12 protein-coding genes, 1 other RNA gene and 1 pseudogene are annotated in these 14,982 nt (G+C 70.9%); 10 read left to right on the forward strand and 4 right to left on the reverse strand.

Annotated elements, in window-relative coordinates; all coding sequences use genetic code 11:
• Nucleotides 1-248 precede the first annotated feature (248 nt).
• The 3 genes from OH809_RS29965 to OH809_RS29975 are packed head-to-tail and all read left to right on the forward strand — an operon-like array spanning nt 249 to nt 3,210.
• Nucleotides 249-1,121 carry a MaoC/PaaZ C-terminal domain-containing protein gene (locus OH809_RS29965; protein ID WP_406418984.1) on the forward strand — a complete coding sequence of 291 codons (873 nt, stop codon included), beginning with the start codon at nt 249-251 and terminating at the stop codon, nt 1,119-1,121.
• A 30-nt stretch (nt 1,122-1,151) separates the two neighbouring features.
• Nucleotides 1,152-2,228 carry a Zn-dependent alcohol dehydrogenase gene (locus tag OH809_RS29970; protein WP_406418982.1) on the forward strand — a complete coding sequence of 359 codons (1,077 nt, stop codon included), beginning with the start codon at nt 1,152-1,154 and terminating at the stop codon, nt 2,226-2,228.
• Nucleotides 2,229-2,262: 34 nt separating this feature from the next.
• The gene (locus OH809_RS29975) at nt 2,263-3,210 is read left to right on the forward strand and encodes a 3-oxoacyl-ACP reductase (protein WP_406515899.1); all 948 of its coding nucleotides are present in this window, start codon (nt 2,263-2,265) and stop codon (nt 3,208-3,210) included.
• 400 nt (nt 3,211-3,610) lie between these two features.
• Here OH809_RS29975 and OH809_RS29980 read toward each other — a convergent pair whose 3' ends face one another.
• Nucleotides 3,611-4,918, reverse strand: coding sequence for a hypothetical protein (locus OH809_RS29980; RefSeq protein ID WP_406515900.1), 1,308 nt, complete (start codon nt 4,916-4,918; stop codon nt 3,611-3,613).
• 101 nt (nt 4,919-5,019) lie between these two features.
• Entirely contained in the window at nt 5,020-6,180 is a 1,161-nt protein-coding gene (iscB, locus tag OH809_RS29985; protein ID WP_406515901.1) for an RNA-guided endonuclease IscB, read from the reverse strand.
• A 524-nt stretch (nt 6,181-6,704) separates the two neighbouring features.
• On the opposite strand from iscB, the pseudogene OH809_RS29990 reads away from it, so the two are divergent.
• The 4 genes and pseudogenes from OH809_RS29990 to OH809_RS30005 form a co-directional block, all read left to right on the forward strand.
• A pseudogene (locus tag OH809_RS29990) lies at nt 6,705-6,824 on the forward strand (iron-siderophore ABC transporter substrate-binding protein); the annotation flags it as partial.
• Nucleotides 6,825-6,933: 109 nt separating this feature from the next.
• Nucleotides 6,934-7,779 carry a Nif3-like dinuclear metal center hexameric protein gene (locus tag OH809_RS29995; protein ID WP_406418975.1) on the forward strand — a complete coding sequence of 282 codons (846 nt, stop codon included), beginning with the start codon at nt 6,934-6,936 and terminating at the stop codon, nt 7,777-7,779.
• On the forward strand, nt 7,776-8,519 hold the full coding sequence (locus OH809_RS30000) for a zinc ribbon domain-containing protein (RefSeq protein ID WP_406424904.1): 744 nt from the start codon (nt 7,776-7,778) through the stop codon (nt 8,517-8,519). The genes OH809_RS29995 and OH809_RS30000 overlap by 4 nt, the downstream gene beginning before the upstream one ends.
• Nucleotides 8,519-9,745, forward strand: coding sequence for a bifunctional RNase H/acid phosphatase (locus tag OH809_RS30005; protein ID WP_406515902.1), 1,227 nt, complete (start codon nt 8,519-8,521; stop codon nt 9,743-9,745). The genes OH809_RS30000 and OH809_RS30005 overlap by 1 nt, the downstream gene beginning before the upstream one ends.
• A 272-nt stretch (nt 9,746-10,017) precedes the next feature.
• Here the strand turns inward: OH809_RS30005 and eda are convergent, their stop codons facing one another.
• Nucleotides 10,018-10,641 (reverse strand): bifunctional 4-hydroxy-2-oxoglutarate aldolase/2-dehydro-3-deoxy-phosphogluconate aldolase, encoded by a 624-nt coding sequence (gene eda / locus OH809_RS30010; RefSeq protein WP_406418971.1) that lies wholly within the window; start codon nt 10,639-10,641, stop codon nt 10,018-10,020.
• A gap of 73 nt (nt 10,642-10,714) precedes the next feature.
• Complete coding sequence (yaaA, locus tag OH809_RS30015; protein ID WP_406515903.1) at nt 10,715-11,515, reverse strand: peroxide stress protein YaaA; 801 nt, start codon at nt 11,513-11,515, stop codon at nt 10,715-10,717.
• A gap of 163 nt (nt 11,516-11,678) precedes the next feature.
• Here yaaA and OH809_RS30020 point away from each other — a divergent pair, with 163 nt between their 5' ends.
• From OH809_RS30020 to rnpB, 3 genes are all read left to right on the forward strand, one after another.
• Nucleotides 11,679-13,121 (forward strand): RNB domain-containing ribonuclease, encoded by a 1,443-nt coding sequence (locus OH809_RS30020; RefSeq protein ID WP_406515904.1) that lies wholly within the window; start codon nt 11,679-11,681, stop codon nt 13,119-13,121.
• 263 nt (nt 13,122-13,384) lie between these two features.
• On the forward strand, nt 13,385-13,954 hold the full coding sequence (locus OH809_RS30025) for a Uma2 family endonuclease (RefSeq protein ID WP_406424902.1): 570 nt from the start codon (nt 13,385-13,387) through the stop codon (nt 13,952-13,954).
• Nucleotides 13,955-14,007: 53 nt separating this feature from the next.
• Nucleotides 14,008-14,409: RNase P RNA component class A (gene rnpB, locus OH809_RS30030), an RNA gene on the forward strand.
• Nucleotides 14,410-14,982 lie beyond the last annotated feature (573 nt).

Raw genomic sequence — 14,982 nt, forward strand, 5'->3', positions numbered from 1 at the left:
ATGACAAATGTCACGGCCCGGGTGGGCGCCTGAACGGCCCCCGGCGGGCGCCTGATCGCCTGCCCGGCACGGCATCTGACGATAGGTCAGCCGTCTTCACAACTGCTGGGGGCTGCGTTATACATAGGGCCAACCGGCTAGAACGCGTTCTAGAACAGGCGTGGCGGCCGGTCCCGCACGACCTCGGTGCGGCCGACGGTGCGGACGGCCGTGCCGAGGTCTTCCCACCATCAAGGAGCAGCTCCCCCATGCCCATTGATGCCGCAAAGGCGATCGCCGCCGACCCCCGGACCGCAGAGATACGCTGGGACCACAAGGACATCCAGCTCTACCACCTCGGACTCGGCGCGGCCACGAACCCGGACAGACACAGCCCCGCCACGGACCCCGACGAGCTGCGCTACACCCTGGAGTCCCGGCTCCATGTCCTGCCCAGCTTCGCCACCGTCGCAGGCGCCGGCATGGGCGTCGTCGGCGGACTGTCCTCGCCCGGGATCGACGTCGACCTTGCCGCCGTGCTCCACGGCGGACAGACCGTACGGGTGCACCGGCCGATCCCGGTGAAGGGCAGGGCCGTACAGACATCGAAGGTCGCCGCCGTGTACGACAAGGGCAAGGCGGCCGTCCTCGTCCTGCGCACCGAGGCCGCCGACGACGACGGCCCGCTGTGGACCAACGACGCCCAGATCTTCGTCCGCGGCGAGGGCGGCTTCGGCGGCGAGCGCGGCCCGTCCGAGCGGCTCGCGCTCCCCGACCGGGCACCCGACCGGGTGGTCGAGCGGACCATCCGGAAGGACCAGGCGCTGCTCTACCGGCTCTCCGGGGACTGGAACCCGCTGCACGCCGACCCCGAGTTCGCCGAGCTGGCCGGTTTCGACCGGCCGATCCTGCACGGTCTGTGTACCTACGGCATGACGCTCAAGGCCGTGGCCGACACGCTGCTCGACGGTGATGTGGCCCGGATCGGCGCATACAGCACCCGTTTCGCCGGGGTGGTCTTCCCCGGCGAGACCCTCCGCATCCGGATGTGGGCCGGGGACGGCCGCGTCCAGGTGGCCGTGACCGCCGTCGAGCGGGACGACGCACCGGTCCTGGCCGACACGCTCGTCGAACACTTCTGAATCACGCAACGACCTGAGGGGAGCCGCACCATGCGCGCAGCCGTACTGCACGAGATAGGTCAGGACAAACTGGAAGTCCTCGACGACGTCGAGGCGGTGGGCTTCGGCCCGGGCAAGGTCAAGCTCCGCATCCGGGCCACCGGGCTGTGCCACTCCGACGTCTCGGCGATGAGCGGCGTGCTGCCGCAACCCGCCCCCTTCATCCCGGGCCACGAGGGCGCCGGTGAGGTCCTCGACATCGGCGACGGCGTGACCGGACTGAGCGCGGGGGACCGGGTGCTGGTCTGCTGGCTGCCCGCCTGCGGGGCGTGTCCCGCCTGCCGGCGCGGCCAGACACAGCTCTGCCTGGCCGGGTTCATGAACGCGGGCACACCCAACTTCAAGCGCCCGGGCGGCGATGTGTTCGGCTTCGCCGGGACCGGCACCTTCACCGAGGAGGTCGTCGTCGACGCGGGCTGTGCGGTGCCGATCCCCGACGACGTGCCGTTCGAGATCGCCGCGCTGATCGGCTGCGGGGTGACCACCGGACTCGGTGCCGCGATCAACACCGCGCAGGTGCAGGCAGGTTCGTCGGTCGCTGTGATCGGCTGCGGCGGCGTCGGTATCTCCACCATCCAGGGGGCCAGGGTCCAGGGCGCCGCTCAGATCGTCGCCGTCGACCCGGTCACGTCCCGGCGCGAGGCGGCACTCCGGTTCGGCGCGACCGAGGCGGTCTCGCCCGACGAGCTCGCCGACGCCAAGCAGCGGATCACCGGCGGCGAGGGCTTCGACTACGTCTTCGAGGTCGTCGGCAAGTCGGCGACGGCCCGCACGGCGTACGAGAACACCCGGCGCGGCGGAACGCTCTGCATCGTCGGCGCGGGCGCGATGGACGACAACTTCCAGGTCAACATGTTCGAGCTGTTCTTCGACGAGAAGCGGATCCTGCCCTCGATGTATGGGGGAGGGGACGTGCTCCGCTCCTACGAACGGGCCATCGCGCTCTGGCGGGCGGGCCGGATCGACCTCGAATCGATGATCACCCACCGGGTGCAGCTGGCCGGGATCAACGACGCCCTCGGCCAGATGAGGACCGGCGAGTCCCTCCGTACCTGCATCGAACTCTGACCGCCGCCGCTTCCGAGAGGACTCCGAGATTCCGATGTCACAACCCCTTCCCCTGGACGGGCTGTCCGCGATCGTCACGGGCGCGGGCCGCGGCCTCGGGCGCGCCGAAGCGCTGGAACTGGCGGGGCTCGGCGCGGCCGTCGTCGTCAACGACTACGGGCAGCCGGGCCGCGACGGCTCCGGTGAGGCATCCGCGACCCCCGCCGAGGAGGTCGCCGAGGAGATCCGCGCGGCGGGCGGCAGGGCCGTCGCCCACCTCGGCGACGTCTCCGACCACGAGCAGGCCCGCGCCCTGGTGGAGCTGGCCGTCGGCACGTACGGCAGGCTCGACATCCTGGTCAACAACGCGGGCATCCTGCGCGACCGGATGGTCTTCTCGATGACCGAGGACGAGTGGGACTCCGTCATCCGGGTGCATCTCAAGGGCCACTTCAACACCACGCACTTCGCCGCGGCCCACTGGCGCGCCCGCTCCAAGGAGTCCGGCGGCCCGGTCTACGGCCGGATCATCAATACCTCGTCGGAAGCGTTCCTGGCGGGCTCGGCGGGCCAGCCGAACTATGCGGCGGCGAAGGGCGGCATCGTCGGCCTCACCACCTCGACGGCCCTGGCCCTGGCCAAGTACGGCGTCACGGCCAACGCCATCTGCCCGCGGGCCCGCACCCGGATGACGGAGGACGTCTTCGCGGGATTCGAGGAGCCGACGGACGGCCGGCTCGACGCGCTGGCCCCCGAACATGTCTCCCCGCTGGTCGGCTATCTGGCCTCCCCGGCGGCCGCCAGGGTCAACGGTCAGCTGCTCGTGGTGCACGGCGGGATGGTCGCGGTCGTCGAACGCCCCCGGGTGGCTGCGAAGTTCGACTCGTCCAAGGAGACGTTCTCCTTCGACGAGCTGGACGAACTGATTTCCCCGTACTACGCGGAGCGTCCGCCGAACGAGACGTTCGCGGCGGCGGAGGTACTGGGACTGAAGCGGGGCTGACCCCGGGCGGCAGCACACAAGGAAGGGCCTCCGCAGCCGAACAGCGCTGCGGAGGCCCTTCCTTCACTCGGTCCCTCGTTGATTTCCGTTGCGGTCAGGCCGCTCTGCTGCCCCCCTCGGCGGGGCGCCGGTGGCGACCGTGCGGCTGCCCGCCCGTGCTCTCCATCGACACACCCCCTCGGTGCTTTCCGGAGCCGCCGGCGTCGGCCCGTGCGGCGTCCGCCCCCGGCGGGCGCGTCTGGGTCGTGTCGGTTCGGGCTTCAGACATGTGGGAAGTCCCCCGTTGTGATCGCTTACGTGTGTGTCACCGGGACCATCGCGCCACCACCACCCGACACGGTCACCGTCGGCAACCGCGTGCATCGGCTAGTAGGGGTGCCCCCTGCCCCCGGCCCAGAATTTAACCAGGTGTCGTGCGCCCCACGAGAGGCGCCTGGCCCAGTGGAACCGGCTTGCACGCGGGAAGAGGCGTGGCAGCCGCGGACGGTTGCATACCGCTTTCCGCGACCGCCGTCCACGCAGGCCCGGCGCCGCGTTCCCCGTCCTCCGGCGCCTGCAGCAGGGCCACCCCGCACGGCGCGTCCCGGCCGGCGTACGGGAGCTTGAGGAAGCCGTCCCGGGTCCACAACCCGGACCCGGCCAACCATCCTTCCGGGGCGGCGAGTTGGTGCAGCCGGCGCCCCGCCGGACGCCACACCCCGACCCAGCTGCCGGCTGCTCCGTCGATCCGCAGCGCCACCGCACAGCTCTCCGGCATCAGCATCTGCCCGGGCTGTACGGCGAACGGCGTCACCGCGACATCCGCCGGACGCAGACACTCCGGGAAGCGCACCGGCAGACAGCTGCCGAGCACCCCCCAGCCGAGCCGGTCGTGGCCCGGCGCATCGGAACGGATCAGCAGCAGCCCGCTGTCCGCATCGGCGAGCAGCAGACGGTCGTTGCTGTCCGGCGTGATCTGCAGCAGCGGCGACACCTCGCCGCCCCGGTTGAGATCCACGGCGACCGCCTTCACCGGACCGCCGCCCACAGGCTCCCGGTCCAGGGCCAGCATCCGCCCCGCCCGGTCCAGCCAGACCCCGCCGGAGCATCGTCCCGGCACCTCGGCCACCCGTTCCGGCCCGAACGCCCCGCCCGCCACCAGCCAGACGGCGGTGGAGCGTTCACCGACCGACAGTGCGTACGCGCTCGCACCGTCCGGCGACGGCGGCAACAGGGTCAGGGGGGTGTCGTCGGCGCACTCGAGGGCGCCGAGGGGCAGTTCGCCGGTGCCGGGGCCGGTCGGGTAGAGCAAGGAGAAGGCGTGCCGGTCCGCCACCCGCCGCCGGATCAACACCCGGCCGTCGGCGAGCGGCAGCACGTCGGAGTCCGGCTCCTCGGGCTGGTTGAGGGGGAGTGGCACGGCGTACGGCTCGTGCCCGTCGAGTGTCCAGCGCTCGGGGAACCAGGCCATAGTGCCCCCGCCGGATGCTTCTCCGGCCACCTCCCGGGCGACCGTGAGCCGTGCCGCGTACGAACCGTCCGCGGTGATCGTGAACGCGTTCGCCCCGACGGCGGCCCCGTGGGCATCGGGTCCGCCAACGGCAGGCCCACCGAACTCGCCAATCTCGTCAGGCTCTCCGGATTCGTCCGGCTTGCCGGACCCGGGCTCCACCGTTTGGGCGGCCCCGGCCGCCGACGCGGTCTCACCCTCGGTGGCACAGGCAGTCATCGCATCTTCTTTCGTGGGTACCCCATGTTGTAGCTGGGGAGGAAGCGAAGCCGTGCGGGGAATGCGGAATGCAGGAATGCTCCGTGCATCCGTCGTGACGGTCAGGCGGGATTGGCGGAGCCTTCGCGCCGGCTGGTGTAGCTGTATCCGTCGGCTCGTTGGAGAAGCCGGAGGTATTGGTGCCGGATGCCTTGGACAAGTCCATGAGTGGTGCGGATGTTGAATCTGCCAGTGGTGCGAACAGCGATCCGGCCGGTGTGGGTGCCCGCGTGTTTGCCAGTGGGGACGACGGCGCGGACGAGGTCTCCGGTCTGATAGCCGAAGAACTGCTTCCTCCGTGGCAGCCGCAGACGGGGGAATCCGTACTTGTCGGTGCGGGTGCGGGCGTAGCTACCACGTCCCGTTGCCGTCACGGTCAGCGTTCTGGACGGGTGACGGCTGATGGTGTCGAGGCGGCCTACGCAGAGGGCGTCGAGAGTGTGGGTTTTTGGCAGGCCCGTGCGTTGCCGGTTCCAATTGGTACGGCCGCCGGATGCGGTGTGCACCGTGGGGAATACGCCATCTAACGAGCGCCAGAGGGCCCATCGGGATATCCGGTTCGTCCACGACATGGTGGTCTCGACGCGGTGGCGCAGGGACGGGGCGAGTCGGCCTGGCGCTTTCGTGCGGTTGTTGTAGCGGGGTGAGCGGTAGCGCAGGTTGCGGGTACGCCGTCCGCGCCGGTGGGCGGATCGGGCGGTGAGTTTGTCGCGGATTCTTCCGCCCCGATGGGTGAGTTCGACCGCGTACAGACCACGGCGATCCCCACCACAGGTGGAGAAGACGGCGATGCCGGTGTGCTTGGAGCCAGGATCGATGCCCAGTTCCACCCCCTCGACTTCCGAGGCCGAGGCGGTACGGTCCTTCAGGCGGATGACGAACGGGGCATGTCGGGCGATGACGGCCCGGCCTTTTTTGAGGAGCTTCCGCGCCCTGGCGGGTGTGGTGGGCTGCAACGGCTGGCCGTACTTGTCCAGGATGAATACGACCGGGTGGGCCTCACGGCCCTCCTCCCCAACCCTGGGGTTGGGGGTGACGCGCCCGACGGCAGGTGATCTGTCAGGCGTCTCCCCTCGCACATGTTCCACGCCGGGTGCCGCAAAGCGGTGTTCGAGCCCCGTTTCGTCCCCGATCCGGGGGGTGTCTGCTGACTCGAATTCCAGAGCCAACTGCTGAGGAAGCACAGGTGGGTGGGTCTTCAGTCCTACGTGAAACGTAGCCATCCTTGGTCACCTCCCATGTGGTGATGGCTGGTGCTGGTAACGGCGGGCCCTCAGCCAGTTCGGCTGTAAGCCCCCTCCTTGCAGGAGGGGATCCCGTTACGGACTCGTCACCTCCGGCAACCGAAGCTAGTGTTCGCACTTCCTGCCGAACAACACGAGACCCTCCACTTCACACATATGGGTGGTGATGCCCGGATTCGCCTGAAGGTGAGGGGTGGTTGTGCTGCCGATGAAGCGCGTAGCTAAGGTTAGGCATCCCTAAGCATTCCCTGTGAGTCCCTCGACTGGGCAAGTGACCACGTGATGTCCATACGACGCCGCAGCACCGCAGCGGTCGGCCTGGCAGTGGCCGCCGCCCTCGCCCTGTCGCTTGCGGCAGTGACGACAGCGGAAAGGCGGGCGACTCGGCCAAGTCCGCCGGCGGCGACAAGAAGGCAGCCGTGGCGACGGGCGGCAAGGATTTTGGCGACGCGGCGAAGAAGACGGCCGCGTACGGGACGGACGCCGCGGCGGGCCAGTTCCCCCTGAAGGCGGTCAAGGAGGGCCGGGCGAAGGACGTCCCGGACGAGACCTGGTACCTCGGCCTCGGCGTCACCGCGGCGAACCCGGTCCTCGACGACCTCCGCGCCGACCTGGTCACGTAGCCGACCGGGCAGAACAGCGCGTAACGACAGGTAACCGGCTGTCGCCCGGCCCTCACAGGTCGCCTCCGCCATGGGCAACGGGGCACGGACGGAAGGTAGCCTTTCCTCCGTGCCCCGTCTGTCTGAAGTCCTCACCGCGCTCGACGCCCTCTGGCCTCCCGAGCGGGCCGAAGGATGGGACGCGGTCGGAACGGTCTGCGGAGACGTGGAGAACCCGGCCGCCGAAGTCGACCGTGTTCTCTTCGCCGTCGACCCGGTCCAGGAGGTCGCCGACGAGGCGGTCGGACTCGGAGCCCAGCTGATCGTCACCCACCACCCCCTCTATCTGCGGGGTACGACGACGGTCGCGGCCGACACCTTCAAGGGCCGGGTCGTGCACACCCTCATCAAGCACGACATCGCCCTGCACGTCGCGCACACCAATGCCGACACCGCCGACCCAGGGGTCTCCGACGCCCTCGCCGGCGCCCTCGACCTGCGGGTCACCGGCCCCCTCGTACCCGACCCGGCCGACTCCAAAGGCCATCGAGGCCTCGGCCGGATCTGCGAACTCGACCACCCCGAGACCCTCCGCGACTTCGCGGCCCGCGCCGCCGCGCGGCTGCCCGCCACCGCGCAGGGCATCCGCATGGCCGGCGACCCGGACGCGCTCGTGCGTACCGTCGCGGTCAGCGGCGGCTCCGGCGACGGCCTCTTCGACGCCGTGCGCGCCGCGGGCGTCGACGCCTTCCTCACCGCCGATCTGCGCCACCACCCGGCCTCCGAGGCCGTTCAGCAGTCTCCGATCGGCCTGATCGACGCCGCGCACTGGGCCACCGAATGGCCCTGGTGCGAGCAGGCCGCGGCGCAGCTCGACGCGATTTCCGACCGCCACGGATGGGACCTGCGGGTCCATGTCTCGAAGCAGGTCACCGACCCCTGGACCACCCACCACTCTTCTGGAGCCCCCAACTGAACGCCGCGCCCGCCGACCAGATCCGACTTCTCGACGTCCAGGCCCTCGACGTACGGCTGTCGCAGCTTGCCCACAAGCGCAAGTCGCTGCCCGAGCACACCGAGATCGACTCGCTCACCGCCGACCTCGCACAACTGCGTGACCTGCTGGTCGCCTCGCAGACCGAGGAGAGCGACACCGCCCGCGAGCAGACCAAGGCGGAGCAGGACGTCGACCTGGTGCGCCAGCGCGCCGTCCGCGACCAGCAGCGCCTGGACTCCGGCGCGGTCACCTCGCCGAAGGACCTCGAGAGCCTGCAGCACGAGATCACCTCGCTGGCCAAGCGCCAGGGTGACCTGGAGGACGTCGTCCTCGAAGTCATGGAGCGCCGCGAGTCCGCACAGGAGCGCGTGACCGAGCTGACCGCACGGGTCTCCGCCGTCCAGGCCAAGGTCGACGACGCGACCGCCCGCCGGGACGCCGCGACGCAGCAGCTCGACGAGGAGGCCGCGACCGTCACGAAGGAGCGCGAGCTCGTCGCCGCCTCCGTACCGGCCGACCTCCTCAAGCTGTACGACAAGCTCCGCGCCCAGTCGGGCGGGGTCGGCGCTGCCCGGCTCTACCAGCGCCGTTGCGAGGGCTGCCGGCTGGAGCTGAACATCACCGAGGTCAACGACGTGAAGGCGGCGTCCCCGGACACGGTGCTGCGCTGCGAGAACTGCCACCGCATCCTGGTCCGTACGGCGGAATCGGGCCTGTAATGACGGAGCCGCGCCAGTTCGTCATCGAGGCCGACGGCGGCTCCCGGGGAAACCCGGGGCCCGCCGGGTACGGCGCAGTCGTGATCGACCCGGTCACGGGGGAGACGCTCGCCGAGGCCGCCGAGTACATCGGCATCGCGACGAACAACGTGGCCGAGTACAAGGGCCTCATCGCGGGCCTGAAGGCCGCGAAGGCGCTGGTGCCGGACGCATCGGCGGACGGTGCACTGCGGGTGCGCGTCCGGATGGACTCCAAACTGGTCGTCGAACAGATGTCGGGCCGCTGGAAGATCAAGCACCCCGACATGAAGCCGCTGGCGGCGGAGGCGGCCCGGATCCTTCCGGCGTCCGCCGTCACGTACGAGTGGATCCCGCGCGAGAAGAACAAGCACGCGGACCGGCTCGCCAACGAGGCGATGGACGCGGGCAAGCGAGGCAAGCAGTGGGAGCCGTCGGCGTCGACGGCCGCACTCGACCTGCCCCCGGTCTCCGGTCCTCCCGGGGACGTGGCGGCAGGCGCCGCGAAGGCACGGGCGGCGATGTCCACCCGCCGTGCACCCGCGGCCACCCCACAGGCCGGCTGGGGTGCCGCCGCCGACCTGGGTGCGCCCGCGACGTTCGTCCTGCTCCGCCACGGCGAGACGGCCCTCACCCCCGAGAAACGGTTCTCCGGCAGTGGCGGCACCGACCCCGAACTCTCGGCGGCCGGCCGCCACCAGGCGGAGCGCGTGGCCGAGTCCCTCGCGGCCCGCGGCACCATCCAGGAGATCGTCAGCTCGCCCCTGCGCCGCTGCTGCGAAACGGCGGCGACGGTGGCCGCGCGCCTGGGCCTGACCGTCGAGATCGAGGAAGGCCTGCGCGAGACGGACTTCGGTGCCTGGGAAGGCCTGACGTTCGCCGAGGTCCGTGAACGGTACGGCCCCGACCTGGACGCCTGGCTCGCCTCCACGAGGACGCCCCCCACGGGGGGCGGCGAGAGCTTCGCCGAGGTGGCCCGCCGGGTCTCGTCCACCCGTGACCGCCTGACCACCCGCTACGCGGGCCGCACGGTGCTCCTGGTCACGCACGTGACCCCGATCAAGACCCTGGTCCGCCTGGCCCTGGGCGCCCCACCGGAGTCCCTGTTCCGCATGGAACTCTCGGCGGCGTCGCTGTCGGCGGTGGCGTACTACGCGGACGGCAACGCGTCACTGCGACTGCTGAACGACACGTCGCACCTCCGGTAGAAAGCGGAAGCCGCGCCCCGGATTCTGTCGCCCCTGGTGGTGGCGCCCCCGGGAACGGTGCGAGGCTGTCGCTGCCGCAGGGTGGTTCCCGCATGGTGCGAAGCTGCTGCTGCGCGAAGCGGGCCACAGGCTGCCGCTCCCGCAGGGGCAGCCCCGCGCGGCGTGCGGTGCCGCTCTCGCCAGGGGCGACGGAGCGGTTCCCCGCGGCGCGGAGCCGCAGTTTCCCCGGGGTACGGGGCGGAGCCCCGGTTTTGGAAGGGGCGGGAGGGGGATCAGCCGCGCAGCGCCGCCGCCTCGCCCGCCAGCCGCTCCACCCGCGCCCAGTCCCTCGCCGTCACCGCATCCCCCGGCACCATCCAACTGCCGCCCACGCACCCGACGTTCGGCAGTGCCAGATACGACGGAGCCGACGCGAGCGAGATGCCGCCCGTCGGGCAGAACCGGGCCTGGGGGAGCGGTGCGGACAGGGCCTTGAGGTACGCCGTGCCACCCGCCGCCTCCGCCGGGAAGAACTTCATCTCGGTGACGCCGCGCTCCAGCAGCGCCACGACCTCGGACGTCGTCGAGACGCCCGGCAGGAACGGCACCCCCGACCCCTTCATCGCGTCCAGCAGCACATCCGTCCAGCCTGGGCTGACCAGGAACCGGGCCCCGGCCGCCACCGTGTCGGCGACGTTCTGCGCGGAGATCACCGTGCCCGCGCCCACCACCGCATCCGGTACCTCCGCCGCGATCGCCTTGACCGCGTCCAGTGCCGCCGCCGTCCGCAGCGTCACCTCGATGGCCGGGAGCCCGCCCGCGACCAGGGCCCGGGCGAGCGGCACCGCGTCGGCGGCGTCCTCCAGGACGACTACGGGGACTACGGGGGCAAGGTCCAGCACAGAGGAGGAGGTCATGGCCTCATCCTGTCGCGCTGACCGCGCAGTACGCAACGGGCGTTGCGCATGCTGCAACAGTGCTTGTCCGGCGTCAGTGGATCTCCGTCACGACCACATCGAGTGCCCACGGTCGCCCCGCCCGCCCCGGAGCCTCCGCCTCCACCACGTACCCCAGCTCCCGCAACGCGTCCACCAGCTCCGCGGGCCCCTTCGGCCGGTCCCCCGACTGCAGCAGGTCGCGGACGATCCGCCCCTTCGTCGCCTTGTTGAAGTGGCTGACCACCGACCGCTTCTCCACCCCGTTCACCATCTGGGAGTGCAGCACCCGCACGCTCGCCGTGCGCTCCGCCACCGCACCCTTGGGTTTCCACGCCGCCGTGTACGCCGACGACCGCAGATCCAGTACGAGCCCGTCCCCGGCCGCCTCCGGCATCACCTCGGCCATCGGCGCACGCCAGTACGCGCCCAAGGCGCCGAGCCCCGGCAGCTTCACCCCCATCGAGCAGCGGTACGACGGAATCCGGTCGCCCACCCGCACCGCGCCCCACAGCCCGGAGAAGACCAGCAGCGACTTCCCGGCCCGCCGCCGGGCCGCCGTGTCCAGGGACGCCAGGTCCAGAGCGTCGTACAGCACCCCGGTGTAGATCTCCCCGGCGGGCCGCGTGCCCGCCGTCCGCAGCTCGACGTTCTTCGCGATCTCGCCACGCAGCCCGTCGCTGAGACCGAGCACCTCGCGGGCCTTTTCCTCGTCCGCCGCGCACAGCTCGACCAGCTCGTCGAGGACCGCGGCCCGGGCCCCGGCGAGCCCCGGCAGCGACAGCGACTCCGGCTTCAGGGGTGCTCCGCGCCCCGGGGCGGCCTTTCCTTCGGAGGGCGGCAACAGCACGAGCACGGCGGTTCTCCTTCGTACGAACAGGGAAGCGGCCCCACGACTGCCCAAGGCCTGCCTGCCAGCGTAAGGGGACGCCCGGACCGCCCGGACCGCCCGGCCCGGCGGACCGCAGGGCCACCCGTCCCGGGATGCCGGTCGCCCCGCCCCGCCATACGCTCGGTCCATGCCCCGCCGCCATCTCCACATGACCGGCGCAGCCGACACCCCGCTGCGGGCGGCCCTGCGCGAACTGCGCACCACGCTCGGACTGCCCGCCGATTTTTCGCGCGAGGTCCTCGCGGAGGCGGCGCAGGTGGCGAAGTCTCTCGTCCTGACAGGACACCAGGACGCGACGGACCTCCCCCTCTTCACCATTGACCCGCCCACCTCCACCGACCTCGACCAGGCGATGCACCTCGAACGCCGCCCGCACGGCTTCCGGGTCCACTACGCCATCGCCGACGTCGCCGCCTTCGTCCGCCCCGGCGGCGCACTCGACACCGAGGCCCACCGCCGCGTGACGACCCTCTATTTCCCCGACGGCAAGGTGCCGCTGCACCCCACCCCGCTCTCCGAGGGCGCAGCCAGCCTCCTCCCCGGACAGACCCGCCCCGCCCTGCTCTGGCGGATCGACCTCGACGCGGAGGGCCGCGCGGGCGCCACCGACGTACGCCGGGCCCTGGTCCGCAGCCGAGCCAAGCTGGACTACGCGGGCGTGCAGCGGCAGATCGACGCGGGCATCGCGGAGGAACCCGTCGCCCTGCTGAAGGACATCGGCCGGCTCCGCGAGGAGCAGGAGGTCGCCCGCGGCGGGATTTCGCTCGACGTGCCCGAGCAGGAGATCGTCCAGCGTGACGGCGCATACGGCCTGGAGTACCGCGCCCCGCTGCCCGCCTACGGCTGGAACGCCCAGATCTCCCTCCTCACCGGCATGACCGCCGCCCATCTGATGACCGAGGCGGGCACCGGCATCCTGCGTACGCTCCCGGTCGCCCCGGACGGCGCCGTCGCCCGGCTGCGCCGCTCGGCCGAGGCCCTGCACATCGACTGGCCGCACCACGTCCCGTACGCCCAGGTCGTCCGGTCGCTCGACCCGAAAAGGGCGAGCCACGCCGCGTTCCTGCAGGAGTGCACCACCTTGCTGCGCGGCGCCGGCTACACGGTCTTCGACCACGGCGAACTCCCCACCCCCGCCGTCCACGCCGCCGTGGCCGACCTCTACACGCACTGCACCGCGCCCCTGCGCCGCCTCGTCGACCGGTACGCGGCCGAACTGTGCGTCGCGGCAGTCGCGGACCAGGAGCCGCCCGAGTGGGTGACGGCCGCGCTCCCCGGCCTCCCGAAGGAAATGACCGAAGGGACCCGCCGCGCCAACACGGTGGAACGCGAGTGTGTCGACCTGGTCGAGGCGGCACTCCTCAGCGACCAGGTGGGCGAGGTCTTCGACGCGTACGTGGTCGACGTACAGGACCAGGAACCCACCATCGGCACGGTCCACATCGAGCACCCCGCCATCGTGGCCCGCATCGACGGCGGCACAACGAAGCTCCCGCTGGGCGAACGGCTCCAGGTCCGTCTCACCCAGGCGGACCCGGGGGCGGCGAAGGTACTGTTCGCGCCCGCGTGAGAGCAGCGACGACCCGATGTGGTGGTAATGCCGGATCGCCCGCGAGGTGACCCCGACGAGCGCGGCGACTTCTCCGATGCGCATGAGACCAGCAGAAACGTTGACGCCGCGGCAGGGTCAAGCGCTCACCGTACCCGTCCGCATCTGACAACTCCGCACCCTCCTGTGCCACGATCGAAAGAAGTACTCCCATCTCACGGACGGCTGATCCACTGATGTCCCAATCTGGCGAGCGACCGAGGAAGGGGCGTGACATGACTGCCATGCCGCACGAACCGCTCACGCAGGCGGACGTCCTGCTGGAGGGCTTCCTGGCGCTGGATACGCCGGAGGGCTTCCGGGCCGAGCTGATCGAGGGGGAGATTGTCGTGACGCCGCCGCCGGACGGGGACCACGAGGACTGCATCAGTCTGATTCTGAGGCAGGTGATCAGGCTCGCCCGGACCGACATGGACTTCTCCGGGAACAAGGGTCTGAAGCTGAATAGCGGCGGCCGCTGCCCCAGGAACCACGTCATCCCCGACGGCACCTTCGCCCCCACCGGGCTGCGGCTGTACCGGGGAGCCGAACCCTGGATGCCGTGCGAGGGGGTGGCCCTCGTCGTCGAGGTCACCTCGACCAAGCCCCGGGCCGACCGCACGGACAAGCGCCACTGCTATGCCCGCGGACCCATCCCGCTCTACCTCCTGGTCGACCGCGAGGAGTCCTCGGTGACGCTGTTCAGCGAGCCGGAAGGGGACGACTACCGTCAGCACTGCACGATCCCGTTCGGCAAGACACTCAGTCTCCCCGCGCCGTTCGCCTTCGACCTGGAGACCGAGGCATTCGTCTGAGCCGTCCCGTCCGGCGGTCCCTGCCAGGCGGGTAGCATGGTCGACACGGCAGACGAGCCGGGCGGACGGCCGCGTGGGGATTTTCGGATCCTCCCGAGGAACGTCCGGGCTCCACAGGGCAGGGTGGTGGCTAACGGCCACCCGGGGTGACCCGCGGGACAGTGCCACAGAAAACAAACCGCCAGAGACTTCGGTCCTCGGTAAGGGTGAAACGGTGGTGTAAGAGACCACCAGCGCCTGGGGTGACTCAGGCGGCTAGGTAAACCCCACCCGGAGCAAGGTCAAGAGGGGCCGGCGCAAGACGGCCCTGCGCGAACGTCCGAGGGCTGCCCGCCCGAGTTCGCGGGTAGACCGCACGAGACCGGCAGCAATGCCGGTCCTAGATGGATGGCCGTCTCCCCGGCCGCCGCGAGGCGACCGGGTGACAGAACCCGGCGTACAGCCCGACTCGTCTGCCGCCTAAGCCTCTGACCTGGGGCTTAGGGTCAATTTCCTTGATCAAATGGGTTGCCGGGGAGAATCTGGGGAGATCCAGAACCGTCAGAGATCTCCACCGCCACATCCGCCGTCGAGGCGGGGGCACCGGCAGCGCCAGAGGTAACCCACCGGACGTGCTCGCCGACGCACTGGAGAATGCCCTCGGCCAGATCCAGGAACTCCGAGACCGCCTCGACCGCCTCGAAGGCAAGCACTCCCGCGACTGACCCTGGCAGGACCGGGCCGGACAGCTCCATCGCCTGGCACAGCTACCGGCTGGGGGCAGCGTTCTGGCTAGTCAGGGGTCTGCTGTGGTGGGGGCTGCGTCGATAATTTCTATGCGGTTTCAAGGCGGGCCCGCTGACGCGGACCCGCGCGCGGCCGGTGCGCGGGCCCGGCCGCTACGGCGCCGCCCCGCTAATACGAACCCGGCCCCTGGCCGCGCAGAACAGCACCCCAGTACGGCCGGGCAGCCGCAAGGCTCCCGACACGCCGACACTCGGCAGAGCAGGCCAGCCATCCGCGAGTCCGAGCTCGGACCGTCCTGGTCA

The organism is Streptomyces sp. NBC_00873 (genome assembly GCF_045207415.1).
In the GTDB taxonomy this organism is placed as follows: domain Bacteria; phylum Actinomycetota; class Actinomycetes; order Streptomycetales; family Streptomycetaceae; genus Streptomyces.